Source organism: Limosilactobacillus reuteri, from assembly GCF_020785355.1.
GTDB classification, from domain to species: Bacteria; Bacillota; Bacilli; order Lactobacillales; family Lactobacillaceae; genus Limosilactobacillus; species Limosilactobacillus reuteri_I.
In genome coordinates this window covers 1-19825 of record NZ_JAJGVH010000028.1, presented here as the reverse complement: position 1 = coordinate 19825, position 19825 = coordinate 1, and the positions used below count along the sequence as shown (strand labels likewise).

Here is a 19825-nt window from a genome sequence, read left to right as displayed (position 1 = left end):
CAGCTTTTTCGTATTTTAAACTTATTTTTTATCTTTTTTTCGTCGCTTTAGTAGTGAATGACGAGTTTCTTTTTTTGGGGCGTCTTCTTTTTCGTCAGGGCGATTAACAGTAATGAATGTTACCATCTCAGATCGTTCATTATCAGCTGAACTTTGTGGATCGTTTTGAATCAAAATATCAACATAATCACGGTGCCGGTCAAAGATCTTTGCCTCTGCAACCGTTCCAAGTTGAAACTCTACTTCTTGAGCAAGAAAACCACACTCTAAACCAAAGGAGGTTTCCTCTTCGTCTCTTTGAATCCGTTCCTTTACAATTACCCCTGATAGCCGCCACACTTGAGAAGTATTGCTTTTTTTACGTAAAGCTAAACGGCCAAAGCCAAGTTGATTAGTGAGATAGACTAGATCCTCGGCTGTAGCAACAGGATATACTCGAGCGAGATCTTTACCAATCCAATATAGCATCTCATCGGTTTCTTTACCTAGGATGGCTGGTAAAATCACGTCACGCATTGTCCCAGCCCCTAGTCCTTGATGACCGGCTATTAACTGATTATATAATTTCTGACTCATATCCACTCGCTCCTTTTTAACAATCATTATTATTATACTTAAATTTCAAGATCTTAATAGGGTTAAACCTGAAAAACTTGCAAAATCTTATGGAGAAACGGATAATATAGTTTCAAGGTTTTAAACGTTTTAATGAATTAACGAGGTGAAGAGAATGGATAAACGACCAATTGGGGTTATGGATTCAGGGTTAGGCGGCCTATCTGTAATTCGTGTACTTCGTGAACAAATGCCCCAAGAATCTGTAATTTTTGTGGGGGACCAAGGGCATTTTCCATATGGAACTAAGACAAAAGAACAGATTCAGCAATTAGCATTACGCATTGGAAAATTCTTGTTAAAACAAGATGTAAAAATGATGATAATTGCATGTAATACCGCGACTGCAGCAGCTCTTCAACTTCTTCAAAATGAATTACCAATTCCAGTAATTGGGGTAATTGAACCAGGAGCCATGGCTGCTACCCAACATCATTATAAAAAAATTGGGGTAATCGGCACCGAATCCACTATTAAAAATGGCGCCTATGCTAAAACGTTAGCTAAATTCAATCCTACTTTAAAAGTTATCAGTTCTTCTGCACAACCACTGGTCCCAATTGTTGAACATGGGCAAACAGGGACAACTGAAGCACAAAAAGCTGTTGATGCTGAATTAAAAGTATTTGATAATCAATCGATTGAAGCTTTGATCCTTGGATGCACCCATTTTCCGTTTTTACAAAAAGAAATTCATAATAAATTGGGATCTAATGTTCAGTTAATTGATCCTGCATTTGAAACAATCAGACAGGCAAAGGAATTGTTAACTAGTGGAAATCAACTAAGTGATGATTTAACATCAAGTATCGACGTTTATTCAACGGGAGATGTTAAAGACTTGGTTGCTGGTGCGCAAAAATGGTTACCAAATGGCTACAGTAAGTGTGCACATATTCAATTAAACGAGGAAGGTTAAAATGAAAACAATCGTAATTGCAACAAAGAATGCTGGGAAAGCGCGTGAATACCAAGAGATGCTTGCTCCCCTAGGAATTGAAGTAAAAACATTAGCCGATTTTGCACCAATAGCAATTAATGAAAATGGTAAAACATTTGAAGAAAATGCAACAATTAAAGCCACTACAGCTGCTAATGAACTTCAATTACCTGTTATGGCGGATGATTCGGGATTAATGGTTGATGCCCTTGCAGGTGCTCCAGGGGTACGTTCAGCAAGGTATGCTGGTGATCATGACGATGCTGCTAATAATGCTAAACTCTTATCGGCATTAAATGGGGTACCTGATGAAAAAAGGACTGCTCACTTCCATACTACCATCGTCGGGATTAAGCCTGATGGGACAAAACTAGTTGCTAATGGTCGAGTTGATGGTCATATTCTTCATCAACTCACGGGAGAAAACGGTTTTGGCTATGACCCGCTTTTTTATGTCGATGAATTAGGCAAATCAATGGCCCAGTTAACAGCAGGCCAAAAGAATCAAATTAGCCATCGGGGACGAGCATTACGGTCATTTATGAAGCAATTTAATGATTGGTGGAAATAGAAAATGAAGATATTAGTTGTGAGTGATAACCATCGAGAAGAAAAAATTTTGACAGAGATTGTTCAAAAAATGGGGGATCAGGTTGAACTAATGATTCACTGCGGCGATTCAGAATTAGCTCCTGATCAGGAACCAATGAGCAATTTTAAAGCAGTGAAGGGGAATAATGATTATGGTTTGTCGTATCCTAATGAGTTGGTAATTAATGCTGGGCAAGAGCAGCTCTATCTAACTCATGGTCATTTACAGCGGGTCAATTTTTCTCTGACCCCTCTGATGCTTACCGGACAAGAAAAGGGAGCTTCTATTGTGTGCTATGGGCATACTCATCAATTAGGAGCCGTTTACGATCATCAAATGCTAATAATTAATCCTGGGAGCATCAGTTTTCCTCGTGGTGAATATGCTAAACTCGGGGGAACTTTTGCAATTATTGATGCGCAGCCTGAGCGGTTTATTGTTGATTATTATAACCGTCAGATGGAAGCTGTTCCTGGATTACATTGTGAATTCAGTCGTCAAAAATAAAGGAGTGTATTTTTTGTGATTGATCAGCGTTTACGGACTTTATTGCTGAAAAATAAGCAGAAGTTTATGATCCCCGCTAGTTTAGTCGCGACGGTAAACCAAAGTAATAGTTTAGATCATGCATTCTTAGTGCTTACTAAGGATCGGTACGCTAAAATTATTGTGGTTGACAATAAAAACCATTATTGCGGTCAGATTTCTTTGGCAATGATTACTGACCAATTATTGGAGACAAAGCGGATCAATGTGGAACGCTTAAATGAATTAACGGTCAGGGATGTGATGCAAACCGATGCGCCGGTTATCCAAGATCCAACTGATATCGAAGAAAATTTACACCTCTTAATTGATCAGTCATTTTTACCGGTGGTGGACGATCATAATTACTTTTGCGGAATTGTGACGCGTCGTGAAGTATTAAAGGCGGTCAATTATACAATGCATACTTTTGGGAAATAATGAAAAGTAGTTGTGACATAAGTCGAGTTACTCTCATAAAAAACAAATAGCGCAGTACAACAGAGACCTCCAGCGCCCGGTAAAACCGAATGTTGGAGGCCTCTTTTTATCGTTCATTTTTAATTAATTGGATAATAGTCTGCAAGACGCCATCATGATTATTATCAATTGTGGTGGTGTGGGCAGCTTGCATTTGAATAATTGGTTGTGCATTTTGCATTGCGTAGCTTTGACTCGTCATCGCTAACATCCCGAGGTCATTTTCATTGTCACCAAACGTAACAATTTCATTTGCCTTTAAATTAAAGTGGGACTGCAAAAGGGAAAGAGCATTTTGTTTAGTTGCAGCAGCATTACCGATTAAGTCAGTATTAAAGCCTGAATTTTCCATGATTAAAGATGGCGGTAAGTAACCATCTAAGGTTGTTGCAACTTTTTTAAGATCGATATGGTTAGCAAAATTAATCGATATCTTGGTAAAATTTTCAGTTGGTCGTTGAGTGAAAATCTGCCGGATATCAGGAATGCGCTCCACATTTTCATAAAAAAGTTTCACGATATTGAAATCATGAGCACTCATCCCCTGATCGACATAAGATTTTTCACTAGTAGAGATTACTAATTGATTAATATCTTGCGGACCATAGAAACGGTCAAGGACATGAATAACCCGGGCTAAAGATTCTTGATTAATAGGAAAAGATTTAAATAATTTGCTTCCTAAATGAATAACTGAACCGTTTTGCGAAATAAATCCCATCTTGGCGGTGTAGTCTTTAAATTCTCGTTGCAACCGTGGAAAACTGGATCCGCTAGCAGCGACAAAGTAGATATTATGGCGTTCAAGTTGACGAAAGACCTTTGCAAATAAAGAATGATTGTAAGTATGGTCATCTCGTAAAAAGGTTCCGTCCATATCAGTAGCGATTAATTTAATACTCATTAGGTGCTCCCTCCCAGGCAATTGGAATATTATTCGTTCGTAATTCTTTAAGATATGCCGCCAAAAAGTGACTAGCAACAGTTGATTGTTTTCCGCTGACTGCTGTTATCGTCACGCGAAAAACGAGCGCACCGTCTGGGGTAACGACTGGTCCGACAATAACTGGTTTTAATTGTAGTGCTTTTGTTTGTGGCACTAGCTTTTTATTAACTTGCGTAACGATTTCTTCTACCTTGCTAAGAGGGGTTTTTGAAGTAATCCGAATATCAACGTTGCTAACCATATTATTTCGCGAAAGATTTTGCACAATGGTAATGTTACGGTTAGGAATAAAATTAAGTGTCCCATCGGAACTAGTAACTTGCGTAGTACGAATACCAAGAGCAGTTACTGTTCCTTTGATTTGACCGATTTGGACAGTATCGCCGACGTCTAATTGTTGCTCAAGTAGGATGAAAAATCCAGTCACAATATCACTAACAAGGCTTTGCGCACCAAGCCCCAATGCTAAACTAAAAATTCCGGCTCCAGCAATTAGAGTACCCACTGGAACGCCAATTTCTGATAATATAGCGTACAATAAGAAAAAATAACAAGTATAACGATAAATGTTTAAGACAAGGGCTTTTACCGTTGCCATTCGATTGCTATTTTTTAGTACATTGTATTTTTTTGATTCTTGAAAAAGGTGGACAATGATAACTCGTCCTACCCATAAAAGTATTAAAAATAAGACAAACGTAACGATAATTAAAAGAAATTTACTTAAAAGTTGTTGTGAAATTTCGTGCCAGGATAAATCTGTAAAAGCTTTTTTTAATTGTTCCGTTTGTTTTGATGTAAGTGAAGTGGCACCAGTGATCATAATAACCTCCTAAAAAATACTAATAAATATTTTAACAGGGAAGACAAGCTTCTGTCGACTACACTAGATTATCGTTTTTATTTGTTTTATGATATTCTTAGTATTGAATAAGTATTTTGAAAACTAAAGGAGGGATTATCAGATGACTTTTGGCCAGTTGGCAGGGTTAATTGCGGCAATCGCATTCCTAATCTTAGTCATTTTTGCATGTATCCTGTTGAATCAATTGAGTAAGACGATGAAAGAAACAAATAAAAGTATTACAACTTTAACGCGGGATGTTCATTATCTTAGCCAAGAAATGGAGGACGTGCTAAGTAACACGAATACATTGTTAGACGATATTAACCATAAATCAGAACAACTAGATCCAGCGGTTAAAGCAGTTGCAGATGTAAGTCAGAGTGTTTCAGAGGTGAATGCTTCACTTCAAGAAATGGTCGAGAAAGCCCGGCTGCACCGCGAGAAACGACAATTTGACCGGAGTATTTTTAAGTTTGCAGGAAAGACACTTGTTTTAGATGCTTTCAACAAATTTAGACAGCATCGGAAGCAAAAGAAAGGAATGACAAATAATGAGTAAAAAGTTACTTGCTGGGATATTATTAGGTGGAGCTGCAACATATGCTGCATGGAAGAAAATGGCACCAGCTAAAAAAGAAGCATTGAAAGAAAGCGTTGATGAAAAGATTAATAAAGTTGCTGATTATGTGACTGATTACACCTTAGACGCATTAGACATTGTTGATGATCTTATGAGTGATTCTAACTTGAACGATAAGGTGAGTGGCGCTGCGGATGCTGTTAATAATGTTAAGGGTAAAGTAAAAGATAGCGCTAATAAAGTAGTTAATCATATGACTAATGATGACTTTGATAAGCAAACTGCTGATATTCGTGAGGAATTAGCGAAGAATAAAGAAGCAGATGAAGATAATAACGATATTATTATCGATGCTACTAGTGATCAAAAGCCAGCATCTACTGAAGACGATGAAGCAGGTCAAGATGACGCTAAGACAGCCGATAAATAAGTAAAATAAAAAAGCTGAGAAACATCTCAGCTTTTTTATTTTAATGAGGGAAAGTTAGCAATTCTTTAGTTGTATGCGTAAATGGTTCGCAACCATCTTCTGTAATATGAACACAGTCTTCAATCCGGACGCCGGCAAAACCTGGAATATAAATGCCTGGTTCAATAGAGAAGCACATGCCAGGTTCAAGAACTAGCTGATTTCCTTCCATGATTGATGGAAATTCGTGTTCACTGCTACCCATTCCGTGCCCGAGGCGGTGAATAAAGTATTCGCCATAACCAGCTGCAGTAATGATATCACGAGCGATCTTATCTAATTCTTCAGCAGTCATTCCCGGCTTCGCAGCATTTTGAGCGGCCAATTGAGCCTCTAAACATACTTTGTAGATGTCTTTTTGTTTGTCATTTAACTTTCCGACAGCCACTGTTCGGGAAGCATCACTAATATAGCCATCAACAATTGTTCCTAAGTCAAAGAGGACGAGCTGATTATTTTGGATCTTATTACTAGAGGTAGCTCCATGAGGCTCGGCAGCATGAGGACCAGCTTGAACTAGAGTATCAAAACTCATTTTATTAATCCCATGTTGTTTAAGAGCGTATTCTAAATCGGCAGCAACTTCTTGTTCTGTTTTACCAATTTGAATTGATTCGAATCCTACTTTAAAAGCGAAATCAGCCCATTTTCCGGCTTCATTTAACTTAGCGATCTCATCATCGCTTTTAATCATCCGCATTTTTGCTATCAAAGGAGAGAGATCAGTATTAAAATGGGCATTAGGGAGGACTTCTTCTAAGGCACGAAGACGGTCAACAGTTAGTGATTCTCCCTCAATTCCCCAGTTAATTGGTGAACCAGCGTGATTTTTGATATGTTCAGCAATAAGCTCAAAAGGTTTTTCGTGATCTAAGTACCCATATACCGGATATTTCCAACCAGTATCCTTTATTGCTTCTACTTCAAGTGCTGGGGCAAACAGAAATGGCTCACTATCGGCAAAAAGGACTAGTGCTAATACCCGTTCTACTGGATCGCTGTAGAAACCAGTTAGGTAATTAATGGTCATTGGATCACTAATATAAGCAGCATCTAATCCCTTTTCAGTAAGAGCACTTTGTAATTGATTAAGTTTTGTCACTGCATTCACTTCCTAAAAAAGATTGCGAATATTATAACATATTGTTATGAAAGTAAAAAAATAATGAAGAACGTTTGCTAATTAAAACTAAATCTGCTATATTAACTAGGTTATGAAAAAATATGAAAACAGATTATACCAATAAAGAAAGGGCTATCTTATGGAAAAACAATCAGTAACAATTTATACGGTTGCCCGAGAAGCTCGTGTCTCAATGGCCACTGTTTCACGGGTAGTAAATGGCAATCCAAATGTAAAGCCAGAAACTAGACAAAAAGTTTTAGATGTGATTAAGCAGCTTAATTATCGTCCTAATGCAGTTGCACGGGGATTAGCTTCTAAAAAGACAACGACTGTCGGGGTAGTTATTCCTAATATAACTGATCCATACTTTGCGGAATTAGCATTGGGGATTGATGATGTTGCTTCAATGTATAAGTACAATATCATTTTAACTAATTCTGATTCTGATGATGAAAAGATTCTAAAAGTGGTGCGGAGCCTGCTTGCTAAACAGGTTGATGGACTTATCTTTATGGGTCATGATGTTTCTGATGATCTGCGAAATGAATTTGAAAGCACAAATACACCAGTTGTAGTAGCTGGTTCTGTTGTTAATGATGATGCTTTACCAAGCGTTCGGATTAACTACCAAGCAGCCGCTAAAGAAGCGACAGAATTTCTGCTAAAGCATGGTGATCAACAAGTTGCCTATATTACTGGTCCATTACGATACTCAATTAATGGTAAAGACCGACTCAATGGATATAAAGAAGCATTGGCAAATAATAATGTGGCATTTAATGATTCATTAGTAATTGAAACGGACGGGTCTTATCAAGCAGGATATGCAAAGGCACAAGAAGTTATCGAAAATGGCTTAAAGGCTGCTTATGTAACAGATGATAGTTTAGCTGCTGGGCTCTTAAATGGGCTTACAGATGCTGGTATTAGCGTTCCAGCTGATTTTGAACTAATTTCTTCCAATGACACTAATTATACAAAGGTTGTCCGGCCGACAATTACTTCAATCACTCAACCCCTTTATGATCTTGGAGCCATTTCAATGCGGTTGTTGACAAAATTAATGGATGGCGATGACAGCAATGATGATGAAAAGAATGTTATTTTAGATCATGGCTTTGTTGAACGCCAATCAACTCGTAAGTAGGTTGTGATTTGTTGTGACAACCCGAAGTGAATTGCGAGCACAACGACAAGAAAAAGTTGAGAAACCAATAGAAGAAACACCGAAAAAGCGTCATTTTCTATACTGCTTATGGGGTGTAATCTGTGTGACTTTACTCGGGCTAACATTACTAATTAATTCGACACTCTTAAATGTTAACTTTGTAAAAGAAGAAGTTACAAGTTCGTCGCTTGAATCAGTTATGTTAAGTCAGGTTAACAGTAGTCTAACTCAGTACGGGATTTCAACTTCTGTCTTAAAGAAAAGCGATACTGACAAGCTAATTAACCAGGCAATTGATCAGGTATATGCAGGTGAAAAAATTAATCTTGACCTATCACCTATAGTTAATAATGTGGGCACATCTGTTAATTCTCAACTAGCTCAATATGGTTTGTCGACGTCCATGTTACCAGCAGGTAGTTCTTCAGCAATTGCTGGTAACATTAATTCGATGGTTAACAGTCAGTTAAATACTCCCGAAGTTACACAGTTAATTAATGGGATTAAAATTGCTAAAACGGTTGTCAATATTATTTTAGTGATTTCAATTATCAGCCTCGTTCTATTGATTCTTAAGGGGTTATGGCAGCATCACTTAATTGGCAGTTTTAGGTGGATTTGTTTGTGGGGAACTGTTTTATATACAGGAATCGTTATGACTATTCATGCGATTGCCCTTCAAATGGGTGCAGGACAACCAGACATAAGCCCCTTTATTTCCCAGGTTGCCAATGATTTTCAGCAGACTGGATTTCATGGTTCAATGATGATGATTGTCATTAGTATTGTGTTATTTATTTTGCACTTTGTAAAACGAAAATGGCAACCTCGCCAATAACCTTGAATTAACGATGAATATTTGCTAAAATTTATCTGTTTGTATTACATTAATAAAGAAAAGAGGAGTCAGTAATGTCAGGACATTCAAAATGGCATAACATTCAGGGACGTAAGAACGCCCAAGATGCTAAGCGTGGTAAGATTTTCCAAAAGATTTCACGTGACTTGTACCAAGCAGCTAAAGCAGGTGATCCTGATCCAGCGAACAACGCTCAATTACGGCTTGTAATCGATAAGGCACACGCGGCCAACATGCCTAAGAAAAATATTGACCGTGCTATTGCTAAAGCTTCAGGTATTGGTGGAGCTAAGTTCGAAGAAGTTACTTATGAAGGTTATGGACCAGGTGGAGTAGCAGTAATGGTTTCTGCTCTTACTGATAACAAGAACCGGACTGCATCTGCTGTTCGTTCAGCATTTAGTCACTCTGGCGGTTCATTAGGTGCTAGCGGATCAGTTTCATACATGTTCGACCGTAAAGGATTAATCGAAATTCTTCGTGATGGTCTTGATAAGAGCGAAGATGATATGTTAATGGATGCTTTAGATGCTGGAGCTGAGGATATGAAGGCAACTGAAGAAAAGTTCCAAATCTTCACTGATCCAAGTAGCATGACAGATGTTCGTGATGCTCTTCAAGGACAAGGCTACGAATTAGATACTGCTGAAGTTACCATGATCCCTCAAAACCGGACAGAGGTACCTGCAGATAAGGCAAAGCAATACCGTCATTTGATTGATGAATTAACAGAAAACGATGATGTTGCTGATATTTACGAAACTGGTATTTTACCAGACGAAGATGACGATGAAGAATAATTCAATCATTGTTATTGAGAGGTTAAAAAGCAAAACGCTTTTTAACCTCTTTTTTTAGTTTTAAATTTTTTAGTGCATTTTTAGAATTTATCCGTATTTAAATAATAGGGAGGTTAAAATATGCCGAGTTTTGAAGAAGAATTAACAAGAATAATTCGCAAGCAACCGAGTGACCTATACATCTTACCTCATGATAGGTATTATCAATTATCCTTAGCGATAAAGGGGACCCTATTTCCTTTTAAACAGGTTACGCGTGATTATGGTCAACGTTTTATCTCATACTTAAAATATTGCGCCAATATGGCAGTTAGTGAGCATCGACGACCCCAGCTAGGTGCTTTTAAATTTACTTATGATCATCAAAAGATCAATTTACGTTTGTCAAGTGTTGGTGATTATCAAGGGAGAGAATCATTAGTTATTCGCTTTATATATCCTCTTAATGATATTAGGTTTAATTTTTTAGTTCCTCATCAGTGGGAAATATTACAGAAATACCGTCAACAAAGAGGTTTGATTCTTTTTGCCGGGCCAATGGGGGCTGGTAAAACAACTACCATGTATCAGCTTGCTCGACAGTTATTACCGAAACAAATTGTATTAACAATTGAAGACCCCGTAGAAATTGATCATCCAGGATTTGTTCAATTACAAGTAAATGAATTAGCGGGGATGGACTATGAAAGTTTATTAAAATTGGGATTACGGCATCGCCCAGATGTGTTTATCATTGGAGAAATCCGTGATTCACAGACAGCGGCTATGTCAGTCCAAGCCGCATTAAGTGGTCACTTAGTTTTGGGAACTATCCATGCTCGAAATGCTTATGGCGTTGTTTCTCGTCTTCAACAATTAGGGATAGATTCTTATTATCTTCAGCAAGTATTAACGGCGGTATCTTATCAGCGTTTAATTCCGTTGGTGAATGGAGAACAAGCCATCTTATGTGACCTGTTAAATCGGCATCAATTTAGTGATTTGCTCAATGGCACCAAGAAAGGAGGAATGTCTAATGAATGGTCAAAAGCTCTTCAGCAGGCTGTGGAAAATGGAGAAATTACGGAGAATACTGCACGTCAATACCAACAAGGTTAAATTCAATCATCAGCAACAAGCAAATTTTTTCCTTTTATTAGCAGATTTGTTAAGTGTTGGCTCTTCTGTCAAAGAAGCACTTGGTTTTATCAAGGCTGTCAATCCGAAGCTAGCCCCTTGGATTGCTTCTATAGATAAACGAATGCAAAAGGGAGCGAGTTTTGCCCAGAGCCTACAGCAAGAAGTAAAAGACGATTTGTTTTATCAATTACTATTAGCAGAAAAACATGGTAATTTAACAAAAACATTGAGTGAAGTAGGAAAGATACTTACAGCACGAGAACGGCAACGAAAAAAATTATTTAGTCTCCTGCAATATCCGCTAATTCTTTTAGGGATGTTAGGGGTGGTGATTTGTGGATTAATTTTGTTTGTTTTTCCAGAATTGAAAGTCTGGCAAGGCGAGAGGCAAACTTTACCGCTGATTCACATGATTACGTTAGGAGCAATTTATCTTTTTACCGTTATCTTCATTAGCGCCGTATTTCAATGGCTAAGGTGGCATCAAATGAATAGGGAACAACGGCTAATTAAGATCTGTACAATGCCGATAATCGGTAAATGCTATTGTTATTATTTTCAATATTATTTAACTAGTATATTAGGATCAATGTTGCAACAAGGATTGTCGTTGGCTGAAATTTGTGAAATTACCCAGAGTTTTGATAGAAAATCAATTCTTTATATTTTTGGTAACAAAATAATGACTACTATTCAACGTGATGGAGATATTTCAGAAGTGGTGGCTACCTACTCTTTTCTCCCTAATGAATTAATCGTTTTTATGAATAAGGGGGCAACTAGAGAAAATATGGGACGGGACTTAATTGTTTTCGCAAATTTAAAATTTAAGACCCTTACAACTGCAATTGAGCATTTATTGATTTTTGTTCAACCAGTTATTTTTAGTATCATTGCAATCATAATTGTTTGTTTATACCTTAGTATCTTATTGCCAATTTATCATTCATTCCAAGGAGTTTACTAATGAAAATTTTAAAGAAAAAACAATCAGGCTTCACCTTACTCGAAATGTCAATCGTCTTATTTATTATTAGCTTACTAGTATTGATCATGTTGCCCAATCTCTCTCAACAGCGAAAGCATGCTAATAGTATCCATGGAAAAGCGATGACATCTGTAATTCAGACCCAAATTGATGCATATGAAAATGAAAATGGAACTGATAATGTCAGTTTAGAGGAATTGAATAAAGCAAATTACCTGACTGATGCGCAAGTCCAGCAGGCCCATCATGAAAAAATTGTAATTGTTGATGGAAAGGCAATTCAGCGATGAATCTTCAAGAAGAAGGGTTTACGTTTCTTGAAGCAATCATTGTTTTAGGGATAGCGGCCCTCCTTTTACTAATTACAATTCCAAATTTTACAAAAACGCGTCAAAAAATAGCTGAAGAACAATTTTGGCAATCATTGCGTCAAGATTGGCAGTGGGCGCAATTAAAGTGTGAGAGTAAACATCAATTTGTTGTAATTCGCCACGACAAAAATAACGAAATGATTACTTTTCGCATAAATGATCAAACAAGAGAAACAAAAGAAATTCTTATTCCCTCGACACTGAATGTTGAGTGGTTTGGTGAACTTTATCTTACGCCAAATGGCTATACGCGTCCCTGTACCCAGCGTTTTAAATCATTAATCGATAGCCGCTATTACTACATGAAGATTCAATTAGGATGGGGAGGATACCGAATTGAGAAACGCTAAAGCAAAAGCATTTATGATGGCAGATAGTTTAGTTAGTTTACTTGTTGTAGCAATGGGGATAAATTTATTTTTTATTTGCGAAAAACAATTGTGGTTACAAAATAGAAATCTTCAGCTAAAAATGGCCGCAACGAGGTTAGGAAAAGAGGCTAGTGATTTATATGCGGTTAAAAAGCAACCAGTTATTTTAAGCCGTGGTGATTTAACCGCAAAAGCAACGGTCCAAAGGGTGGTTGTTTATAATAATGATCGATGCCTTTGTCGGGTTGAAAAATGAAGAAGGGGGCCTTTACTTTAATAGAAGCGACTTGCGCATTAATTATTTCTTCATTAGTGATTATCAATATAAGTTTAGTTACTACTAGCATGAGACAAGTAGGTAAAATGAACTTAGAATCAACGATCACTTGGCATTTGTTTTTACGGGAATTAGAATCGGTCAATCATCGTTTTGAATTAATGGAGGTTCGTGATAATTGGTTATTACTGTACAGTCAGACAACTGATCAAAAGTATGAATTAAGAGAAAACCATGCTCTATACCTAACGTGTCAGAATAAAGGTGGTTATATGCCATTGTTAGATAACATTAAGAATCATGAATACTCGTTTACGCAACTTGATTCCCAACGAGTATTGATTAAGGTGACAAGGAAGGATGGAGAGAAAGCAAGTGCAATTGTTAAGTTTTATCCACCAAAATAAAAAAGAGGGTTCTATTTTATTTGTAAGTATTGCCGTCCTACTTATAATTAGTTCAATTTTATTGTTTCAATATCGATATTATCAAAATTATCAGGAAATGGGACGAGACCTTAGTTCAATTTATATTGATAAAATAAAAGATAATCTAAGAGGTCAATGAGAGTGTTATCTTGAATTTGCTAGGAATAATAGTTAAACTAATAAGGTAATGATTGTATTATTTGGAGGCGACTAGCACTGACACAGAAAACACCACAGCAATTATTTGAGCTTTTTGATAAGGCCACCGAAATTTTACAAGCAGCGTTAAATTGTTCGTATTTAGATGCGCTATTAGAAAACGCAGAAAATATTATTGACAATAATACTGTTCGTGTTGATGACGGTGTTCCTGATGAAAAAACTGTAAATGAATTGCAGAAAATATACCAAGAATTAAATTTACAAAATGTGAAGCCAGAAATTATCCGGCAAATTATCCAGCTGAGTTTTTTGAAAGTAATTCGAAAAGACGCAATTCAGGCTAATCATCAAATGACTCCTGATACAATTGGCTTAATCATGGCTTTCTTAATTGAAAAGGTTACAAAAATCAAGAAGATTAAGGCTGTTTTTGATCCAGCCGTTGGGACAGCTAATTTATTAACGACTGTTATGAATCAGCTTAAAGTAAATGGAGATAAAGACATCGTTGGTTACGGAATAGATAATGACGAAGATATGTTGGAAGTTGCGAGCGTAAGTACAGAATTACAACACCTTAATGTAAAGTTGTACCATCAAGATGCTGTAACTGCTTTGGATATTCCTCAATGTGATTTAGCTATTTCTGATTTGCCAATTGGTTACTATCCGCTTGATGAAAACGCCAAAAACTATCAAACACGGGCTAAAGAGGGTCATTCATATGTTCACCATTTGTTGATTGAACAATCTATGAATTATCTTAAGCCCGGTGCATTTGGGGTATTCTTAGTGCCTAGTAGCTTGTTCCAAACTAAAGAATCACAATCATTTGTTAAATGGATTCAGTCTGTTGCTTATTTACAAGGACTTATCAATTTACCAGCAGAACTTTTTGCTAATCCGAATGCGCAAAAATCAATTTTGTTATTGCAGCGCCAGGGCGGAGATAGCAAACAAGCAGTTAAAGTTTTGTTGGGTGAGTTTCCTTCATTTAAGGATAAAGCAAAATTTGCTTCATTCATGGATGATATTAGTAAATGGGTAACAACGAATTTACGTTAAAGGAGAAAAGTCAATGTCAAAAACAATTGCAGTTAACGCTGGTAGTTCAACACTTAAATTCAAATTATTTGATATGCCAAGTGAAGATGTAGTAGCTGAAGGTACGATTGAACGTATTGGTGAAAAGATGGGTCATGCTAAGATTAAGTATGGTAATGGTCAAAAGCATGAAGAAGATAAGCCATTTGCTGATCATGCTGCCGCAGTTAATTACTTGTTAGACAAGTTAATTGAATTAAAGATTGTGGCAAGTTATGATGAAATCACAGCAGTAGGTCACCGAATCGTTGCCGGTGGGGAATTCTTTAAGGATTCAACAATTATTGATGATGATGTTATTAGCAAGATTGATGAATTGTCAGAATATGCTCCACTCCATGAGCCTGCAGAATTAGTTGGTATTAAAGCTTTCCGTAAAGTATTGCCTAATGCATTTGCGGTTGCTGTTTTTGATACATCATTCCATGTTGATATGCCAGAAATGAATGCATTGTACAGTGTGCCTTATGACTGGTATGAGAAGTATGGTGCTCGTAAGTACGGTGCTCACGGTACCAGTCACCGTTATGTATCTGCACGTGCTGCGGAAATGTTAGGCAAGCCAATTGAAGAGCTTAAATTAATCACCATGCATATTGGAGCAGGTGCGTCAATCACTGCCGTAAAGAATGGTAAGTCATTTGATACGTCAATGGGCTTCACGCCTGTTGCAGGAATAACAATGGCAACTCGTTCAGGGGATGTTGATCCATCCTTAATTGCTTTTATGCAAGGTAAATTAAACTTATCCTCAGATGAGATGATTGATATTTTGAACCATAAGTCTGGTTTACTTGGTATTTCTGGTATCTCACCAGATATGCGTGATATTCTTGCAGCCGCTGAAAAGGGTGACGACCGGGCACAACTTGCATTAGATATTTATGTTAACCGCATTGTCCGTTACATTGGAGCATATATTGCTGAAATGGGTGGCGCAGATGCCATTGTCTTCACTGCCGGTGTTGGTGAAAACAGTGTTCCAGTACGAAAGATGATCACAGATAAGCTTGACTACTTTGGCATTAAGATTGATCCAGAAAAGAACGACTGCCATGGTGTTGAACGTGATCTTTCCGCTGATGATGCAAAAATTAAGACATTGTTAATTCCAACTAACGAAGAATTAATGATTGTTCGTGACATTGAACGTTTAAAGAAAAATAACTAAGCACTAAATAATTCGCTAAAAGATGACTAGTTGACAAGAAATGTTTGTCTCTAGTCTCTTTTTATTTTAGAATTTAAGATAACTATATTGCCTTTTTAAGAAAGAAGATTCTTTATGAAGTTTTGTACGTCAGATACTCATTTTTTTCATGATAGTCTCCTTGGTACGAATAAATTTGCACCAAGACCATTCAATAATGTCGATGAGATGAACCAAACGATTATTAATAATTGGAACGATAAGGTTGGTGAAAATGATATTGTTTATCATTTAGGAGACATTGCTCTGTACTTTACTAAACCTCAACGAAATGCCTATCAAGCAATTCTTGAGGTGTTATTACAATTACATGGACACTTAATACTGATAAAGGGGAATCACGATAATCGCGCCCTTTTTAAGTATCTAGAAAATAATAATTATGAGTTTAACGGACTTCCTAAATTTCAGTTTCATGACGTGGGGGTACTATTAAAATATAATCATCGTCAATATTACTTAACTCATTACCCGCTTATGTTAGGAATAGCACCGCAAATTATTAACCTTCATGGCCATATTCACCATTATTCTGTTCCCATTAAAGAAAATATAAATGTAGGTGTGGACGCTCCTGAATTAGACTATCTCGAAAATAGGCCTAAGTTTGGAGCACCGCTGAATTTTCATGAAATAGAAGAAATCGTGGTTAAGAAAACTATAAAGTATCCGGGACAAAAATAATCAAAAGAAGGTGGGAAAAGATGAATAGAGCTAAGATTCAAGATTATATTGATCAGCGTGAAGAGCAACGATCTTTAATCTATCATATTGAAAAAAAAGACCAGACACATTTTACCGTTAATGGACATCCCTACGAATTAGTAAAGGACTACCGTGACGGTTTTAATTCAGAAAAATTCGCAGAACGGTTTAGCAGTGTCCTAAGTAAATATGACTATATCGTTGGGGATTGGGGATATGACCAATTACGCTTAAAGGGTTTTTATGATGATGATAATCCCTTATTTGAACCAGAATTGGGTACTGATACGATTGAAGATTATTTATTTGAGTATTGTAATTTTGGCTGTGCGTATTTTATCCTTCACAATGATGATGTTTGCATTCCACGGCACAGTTACCGTCAGCGTCGAAAGAAAACTACGCCAGTCATTCATGAACGGCGACGGCAGGTTAAACAACCGAACGTGCGTCAACGGCATAATCAGCGTGCAGAACGTGTAAAAAACGGTCATCGGCAAAAATTTGTGATTCATCAACGAAAAAAGAGGAGCTAAGGCAAACGATGAAAGATTATCAAGGATATTTTATTGATTTAGATGGGACTACTTACAAGGGGAAAAAGCAAATTCCAGCAGCCGGAAGATTTATCAAACGACTGCAAGATGCCAAAAAAGAGGTCCTATTTGTAACAAATAATAGTACCAGAACACCAGATTTTGTCGCTGAAAACCTCCGTGAAAATCATAATATTAATGTTACGGCGGAAAATATATACACAACAGCAATCGCAACTGCTGACTATTTACGGTCAATAGCGCCAGTAAAAAGTAAAATTTATGTTATTGGTGAGTCGGGATTAAAGTTAGCTTTAGAAAAGCGTGGTTTTATCTTGACTGATGATCAACCTGAATATGTCGTTGTAGGATTAGATACAAGTGTTACTTATGAGAAACTTGAGAAAGCAGTTTTGCTAATTCGAAATGGCGCTAAATTTATCGGGACCAATGCTGACAGTAATTTGCCCAATGAGCGAGGAATGGTACCGGGAGCAGGGTCGATTGTAAAATTAGTAGAATATGCAACTCAAGTGAAACCTGTGATGATTGGTAAACCAGAAGCAATAATTATGAAAATGGCACTTGAAAGAGTTAAATTGCCTAAAGAAAGGGTAATTATGGTTGGTGATAACTATCATACTGATATTGAGGCAGCAATTAACGTTGGGATGGATAGTTTATTAGTTTATACTGGTTTATCGCGCCCAGAAGAAGTTATAAAAGAAAAAATTCAGCCAACATATAAGGTGAATAATCTTGATGAATGGGAAATTTGAATTTATTCAATGGGGGAGAGCAATCTTATTGACACTACTTAGTTTAGTTGTTGCAATTAGTATTGCTCTTTTTATCGTTATTAACATCTCACCTTTTTTTATAACAATTCCTAAGCACCTCCTAGGATTATCTGCCTCTGAATTAATGACCGATTATGGAAATGTTATTAAATATATCCAGTTTCCGACCCAGCGAGCCCTCGAACTAAATTATTTGCCAATTGCTCCTTCTGCGGTTCATCATTTTAAAGACGTCAAGCATTTGATTTTATTGAATGAAGCTGTGATGGTGGGTTCGATTCCGTTGTTAGTATTTGGATTAAAAAAACAAAAACGGCAAAATCAGCTCTGGCGCTTGATCTTACCGTTTCAGATGTTATTTATTTTGTTGCTCTTTAGTGGGTTTATGGGAATAACAAATTTCAATGCCTTTTTTATTAAATTCCATTATCTTTTTTTTAGCAATATGGATTGGTTATTTGATCCACGAACAACGCCAATCATATTACTAATGCCTGAAAAAATTTTTACAGTACTATTTGGATTATGGTTAGGATTTACATTGATAATCTTACTTTTGATCTGGGGATGGATAAAGCTGATGTTAAGCATCTTCTTTAACAAAACGCGAACGTAATGCTCCAACAACGGCTGGGATTAACGTAACCACAATAATTGCAAGAATGATGACAGAGAAGTGTTCTTGAACAAACGGAAGATTACCGAAGAAGTAACCACATCCACAACAAAGTGCTACCCAGATAACACAGCCAATTATACTATAACGAATAAATTGCTTGTAGGGGAAACCAGAACCTGCTGCCGCAAATGGAGCAAATGTTCTAATGATCGGAATGAAACGGGCGAGAATAATAGCCGGCGCACCATGCTTTTCAAAGAAGACTTCGGCACGTTCTAGACTATCTTTATCAATTAATTTACCAAAAAGTGAATGGTTAGAAAGACTCTTCCCAATCTTATGACCAATTAAAAAGTTAAGGGAGTCTCCACCCAAACAGGCGCATAAGAAAATAAAAATAAAAATCCAAATATTAAGATGATAACGTGGGTCAGCAGCTAGTGCACTTGCAGCAAAGAGGAGGGAATCTCCAGGTAGAAATGGCATTATGACTGCACCAGTTTCAATGAAGATAATAGCGAATAAAATTAAATAGGTCGCATCGCCAAATTGATTAACAATCTGAATTAAATGAACATCAATATGTAATATAAAATCAATAAGAGTTGCCAAAGTAATTCTCCTTTGTGTAATAAGATAATACTGTTAAAGTGTAGCAAGATAGAAAAATGTTGTGAAGAGGCGTTTAAAACTTTTAATAATTTTTGAAAAAATATATTTATTGTAAGTATAATTAGTCGTGTGAGACTAGTTCATTCATAGTCAATGACGAAAGGATCATTGCACCTTTTTTTGAAAAGGCTGAATAACGTTTATTATCATAATAATGGTAAAGTAAACGAAAAAATAAATAAAAATCAAAAAAAGTGTTGACGAGGGAGTGAAATCCATGTATAGTAGTTATCGTTGTCAAAGCAGTTAAGTGCTGTTGAGATGGTTAACAAAAAAGTTAAAAATAATTGTTGACATCTACTTGGTGACATGATATATTAATAAAGTTGCTGATTGAGTTATCAATCAAAAGGAATTCAAAATTAATTAAAATTTCTTCTTGACAAGCTAATCTGATATATGTTATAATAAATATGTTGATTGGCTGCTTGATTAGCCAACAGGTAGACCTTTGAAAACTGAACAAAGTTTCGACGAATCAAATGTGTAGGGTCTTCAATCACGATGTGATTTGAA

General features: G+C 36.7%; 26 protein-coding genes. 21 read left to right on the top strand and 5 right to left on the bottom strand.

Annotation, left to right across the window (positions count from 1 at the left end):
* Positions 1 to 21 precede the first annotated feature (21 nt).
* Entirely contained in the window at positions 22 to 576 is a 555-nt protein-coding gene (locus LMB56_RS00385; protein WP_167810067.1) for a YslB family protein, read from the bottom strand.
* Positions 577 to 730: 154 nt separating this feature from the next.
* Here LMB56_RS00385 and murI point away from each other — a divergent pair, with 154 nt between their 5' ends.
* The 4 genes from murI to cbpB are packed head-to-tail and all read left to right on the top strand — an operon-like array spanning position 731 to position 3113.
* On the top strand, positions 731 to 1534 hold the full coding sequence (gene murI / locus LMB56_RS00380; RefSeq protein WP_122481847.1) for a glutamate racemase: 804 nt from the start codon (positions 731 to 733) through the stop codon (positions 1532 to 1534).
* A gap of 1 nt (position 1535) precedes the next feature.
* Positions 1536 to 2126, top strand: a complete 591-nt coding sequence (locus LMB56_RS00375) for an XTP/dITP diphosphatase (protein WP_122481846.1) — start codon at positions 1536 to 1538, stop codon at positions 2124 to 2126.
* Positions 2127 to 2129: 3 nt separating this feature from the next.
* On the top strand, positions 2130 to 2654 hold the full coding sequence (locus LMB56_RS00370) for a metallophosphoesterase family protein (RefSeq protein WP_229283801.1): 525 nt from the start codon (positions 2130 to 2132) through the stop codon (positions 2652 to 2654).
* A 15-nt stretch (positions 2655 to 2669) separates the two neighbouring features.
* A complete protein-coding gene (gene cbpB, locus LMB56_RS00365) occupies positions 2670 to 3113 on the top strand; it encodes a cyclic-di-AMP-binding protein CbpB (protein ID WP_216577817.1) in 444 nt (147 codons plus the stop codon).
* Between the two features lie 106 nt (positions 3114 to 3219).
* On the opposite strand, the gene LMB56_RS00360 is transcribed toward cbpB, so the two are convergent.
* Positions 3220 to 4056: an HAD-IIB family hydrolase gene (locus LMB56_RS00360; protein WP_020842961.1), complete on the bottom strand. Its 837-nt coding sequence runs from the start codon at positions 4054 to 4056 to the stop codon at positions 3220 to 3222.
* Positions 4046 to 4921: a mechanosensitive ion channel family protein gene (locus LMB56_RS00355; protein WP_019252898.1), complete on the bottom strand. Its 876-nt coding sequence runs from the start codon at positions 4919 to 4921 to the stop codon at positions 4046 to 4048. Before LMB56_RS00355 ends, LMB56_RS00360 begins: the two co-directional genes overlap by 11 nt.
* A gap of 142 nt (positions 4922 to 5063) precedes the next feature.
* Here LMB56_RS00355 and LMB56_RS00350 point away from each other — a divergent pair, with 142 nt between their 5' ends.
* Both LMB56_RS00350 and LMB56_RS00345 read left to right on the top strand, forming a co-directional pair.
* Positions 5064 to 5504 (top strand): DUF948 domain-containing protein, encoded by a 441-nt coding sequence (locus LMB56_RS00350; protein WP_003666701.1) that lies wholly within the window; start codon positions 5064 to 5066, stop codon positions 5502 to 5504.
* Positions 5497 to 5955: a hypothetical protein gene (locus LMB56_RS00345; protein ID WP_019252897.1), complete on the top strand. Its 459-nt coding sequence runs from the start codon at positions 5497 to 5499 to the stop codon at positions 5953 to 5955. The genes LMB56_RS00350 and LMB56_RS00345 overlap by 8 nt, the downstream gene beginning before the upstream one ends.
* 40 nt (positions 5956 to 5995) lie before the next feature.
* On the opposite strand, the gene LMB56_RS00340 is transcribed toward LMB56_RS00345, so the two are convergent.
* Positions 5996 to 7096, bottom strand: coding sequence for a M24 family metallopeptidase (locus LMB56_RS00340; protein WP_229283800.1), 1101 nt, complete (start codon positions 7094 to 7096; stop codon positions 5996 to 5998).
* A 160-nt stretch (positions 7097 to 7256) separates the two neighbouring features.
* Between LMB56_RS00340 and ccpA the strand changes: the two genes are divergently transcribed.
* The 15 genes from ccpA (at position 7257) to LMB56_RS00265 (ending at position 18634) form a co-directional block, all read left to right on the top strand.
* Positions 7257 to 8267: a catabolite control protein A gene (gene ccpA, locus LMB56_RS00335; protein WP_153702623.1), complete on the top strand. Its 1011-nt coding sequence runs from the start codon at positions 7257 to 7259 to the stop codon at positions 8265 to 8267.
* Positions 8268 to 8280: 13 nt separating this feature from the next.
* Positions 8281 to 9126, top strand: a complete 846-nt coding sequence (locus LMB56_RS00330) for a hypothetical protein (protein WP_229283799.1) — start codon at positions 8281 to 8283, stop codon at positions 9124 to 9126.
* Positions 9127 to 9200: 74 nt separating this feature from the next.
* Positions 9201 to 9947: a YebC/PmpR family DNA-binding transcriptional regulator gene (locus LMB56_RS00325; protein WP_019252894.1), complete on the top strand. Its 747-nt coding sequence runs from the start codon at positions 9201 to 9203 to the stop codon at positions 9945 to 9947.
* Between the two features lie 120 nt (positions 9948 to 10067).
* On the top strand, positions 10068 to 11045 hold the full coding sequence (comGA, locus tag LMB56_RS00320) for a competence type IV pilus ATPase ComGA (RefSeq protein ID WP_229283797.1): 978 nt from the start codon (positions 10068 to 10070) through the stop codon (positions 11043 to 11045).
* Positions 10963 to 12033 carry a type II secretion system F family protein gene (locus tag LMB56_RS00315; RefSeq protein WP_229283796.1) on the top strand — a complete coding sequence of 357 codons (1071 nt, stop codon included), beginning with the start codon at positions 10963 to 10965 and terminating at the stop codon, positions 12031 to 12033. The genes comGA and LMB56_RS00315 overlap by 83 nt, the downstream gene beginning before the upstream one ends.
* Positions 12033 to 12344 carry a competence type IV pilus major pilin ComGC gene (gene comGC / locus LMB56_RS00310; protein WP_003667658.1) on the top strand — a complete coding sequence of 104 codons (312 nt, stop codon included), beginning with the start codon at positions 12033 to 12035 and terminating at the stop codon, positions 12342 to 12344. The genes LMB56_RS00315 and comGC overlap by 1 nt, the downstream gene beginning before the upstream one ends.
* Positions 12341 to 12775 (top strand): hypothetical protein, encoded by a 435-nt coding sequence (locus LMB56_RS00305; protein ID WP_229283795.1) that lies wholly within the window; start codon positions 12341 to 12343, stop codon positions 12773 to 12775. Before comGC ends, LMB56_RS00305 begins: the two co-directional genes overlap by 4 nt.
* Positions 12762 to 13052, top strand: coding sequence for a hypothetical protein (locus tag LMB56_RS00300; RefSeq protein WP_019252890.1), 291 nt, complete (start codon positions 12762 to 12764; stop codon positions 13050 to 13052). The genes LMB56_RS00305 and LMB56_RS00300 overlap by 14 nt, the downstream gene beginning before the upstream one ends.
* Before the next feature lie 107 nt (positions 13053 to 13159).
* Complete coding sequence (locus LMB56_RS00295; protein ID WP_225355588.1) at positions 13160 to 13480, top strand: ComGF family competence protein; 321 nt, start codon at positions 13160 to 13162, stop codon at positions 13478 to 13480.
* Between the two features lie 237 nt (positions 13481 to 13717).
* On the top strand, positions 13718 to 14728 hold the full coding sequence (locus tag LMB56_RS00290; RefSeq protein ID WP_324294714.1) for a class I SAM-dependent methyltransferase: 1011 nt from the start codon (positions 13718 to 13720) through the stop codon (positions 14726 to 14728).
* 13 nt (positions 14729 to 14741) lie between these two features.
* Positions 14742 to 15938, top strand: a complete 1197-nt coding sequence (locus LMB56_RS00285) for an acetate/propionate family kinase (protein WP_229269312.1) — start codon at positions 14742 to 14744, stop codon at positions 15936 to 15938.
* 114 nt (positions 15939 to 16052) lie between these two features.
* Positions 16053 to 16661: a metallophosphoesterase gene (locus LMB56_RS00280; RefSeq protein WP_229283792.1), complete on the top strand. Its 609-nt coding sequence runs from the start codon at positions 16053 to 16055 to the stop codon at positions 16659 to 16661.
* A gap of 20 nt (positions 16662 to 16681) precedes the next feature.
* Positions 16682 to 17218, top strand: coding sequence for a YutD family protein (locus tag LMB56_RS00275; RefSeq protein ID WP_153703610.1), 537 nt, complete (start codon positions 16682 to 16684; stop codon positions 17216 to 17218).
* A gap of 8 nt (positions 17219 to 17226) precedes the next feature.
* A complete protein-coding gene (locus LMB56_RS00270) occupies positions 17227 to 17997 on the top strand; it encodes a TIGR01457 family HAD-type hydrolase (protein ID WP_003676001.1) in 771 nt (256 codons plus the stop codon).
* Positions 17981 to 18634 carry a TIGR01906 family membrane protein gene (locus tag LMB56_RS00265; protein ID WP_229283791.1) on the top strand — a complete coding sequence of 218 codons (654 nt, stop codon included), beginning with the start codon at positions 17981 to 17983 and terminating at the stop codon, positions 18632 to 18634. The genes LMB56_RS00270 and LMB56_RS00265 overlap by 17 nt, the downstream gene beginning before the upstream one ends.
* Here the strand turns inward: LMB56_RS00265 and LMB56_RS00260 are convergent.
* Complete coding sequence (locus LMB56_RS00260; protein WP_229283789.1) at positions 18602 to 19249, bottom strand: VTT domain-containing protein; 648 nt, start codon at positions 19247 to 19249, stop codon at positions 18602 to 18604. The two genes, LMB56_RS00265 and LMB56_RS00260, sit on opposite strands and share 33 nt — an antisense overlap.
* Positions 19250 to 19825: the final 576 nt, after the last annotated feature.

Coding starts and splice junctions, on each gene's coding strand:
- LMB56_RS00385 (WP_167810067.1), bottom strand. CDS start 576: ATGAGTCAGAAATTATATAATCAGTTAATAGCCGGTCATCAAGGACTA.
- murI (WP_122481847.1), top strand. CDS start 731: ATGGATAAACGACCAATTGGGGTTATGGATTCAGGGTTAGGCGGCCTA.
- LMB56_RS00375 (WP_122481846.1), top strand. CDS start 1,536: ATGAAAACAATCGTAATTGCAACAAAGAATGCTGGGAAAGCGCGTGAA.
- LMB56_RS00370 (WP_229283801.1), top strand. CDS start 2,130: ATGAAGATATTAGTTGTGAGTGATAACCATCGAGAAGAAAAAATTTTG.
- LMB56_RS00360 (WP_020842961.1), bottom strand. CDS start 4,056: ATGAGTATTAAATTAATCGCTACTGATATGGACGGAACCTTTTTACGA.
- LMB56_RS00355 (WP_019252898.1), bottom strand. CDS start 4,921: ATGATCACTGGTGCCACTTCACTTACATCAAAACAAACGGAACAATTA.
- LMB56_RS00350 (WP_003666701.1), top strand. CDS start 5,064: ATGACTTTTGGCCAGTTGGCAGGGTTAATTGCGGCAATCGCATTCCTA.
- LMB56_RS00345 (WP_019252897.1), top strand. CDS start 5,497: ATGAGTAAAAAGTTACTTGCTGGGATATTATTAGGTGGAGCTGCAACA.
- ccpA (WP_153702623.1), top strand. CDS start 7,257: ATGGAAAAACAATCAGTAACAATTTATACGGTTGCCCGAGAAGCTCGT.
- LMB56_RS00325 (WP_019252894.1), top strand. CDS start 9,201: ATGTCAGGACATTCAAAATGGCATAACATTCAGGGACGTAAGAACGCC.
- comGA (WP_229283797.1), top strand. CDS start 10,068: ATGCCGAGTTTTGAAGAAGAATTAACAAGAATAATTCGCAAGCAACCG.
- LMB56_RS00315 (WP_229283796.1), top strand. CDS start 10,963: ATGAATGGTCAAAAGCTCTTCAGCAGGCTGTGGAAAATGGAGAAATTA.
- comGC (WP_003667658.1), top strand. CDS start 12,033: ATGAAAATTTTAAAGAAAAAACAATCAGGCTTCACCTTACTCGAAATG.
- LMB56_RS00305 (WP_229283795.1), top strand. CDS start 12,341: ATGAATCTTCAAGAAGAAGGGTTTACGTTTCTTGAAGCAATCATTGTT.
- LMB56_RS00295 (WP_225355588.1), top strand. CDS start 13,160: ATGAACTTAGAATCAACGATCACTTGGCATTTGTTTTTACGGGAATTA.
- LMB56_RS00285 (WP_229269312.1), top strand. CDS start 14,742: ATGTCAAAAACAATTGCAGTTAACGCTGGTAGTTCAACACTTAAATTC.
- LMB56_RS00280 (WP_229283792.1), top strand. CDS start 16,053: ATGAAGTTTTGTACGTCAGATACTCATTTTTTTCATGATAGTCTCCTT.
- LMB56_RS00275 (WP_153703610.1), top strand. CDS start 16,682: ATGAATAGAGCTAAGATTCAAGATTATATTGATCAGCGTGAAGAGCAA.
- LMB56_RS00270 (WP_003676001.1), top strand. CDS start 17,227: ATGAAAGATTATCAAGGATATTTTATTGATTTAGATGGGACTACTTAC.
- LMB56_RS00265 (WP_229283791.1), top strand. CDS start 17,981: ATGAATGGGAAATTTGAATTTATTCAATGGGGGAGAGCAATCTTATTG.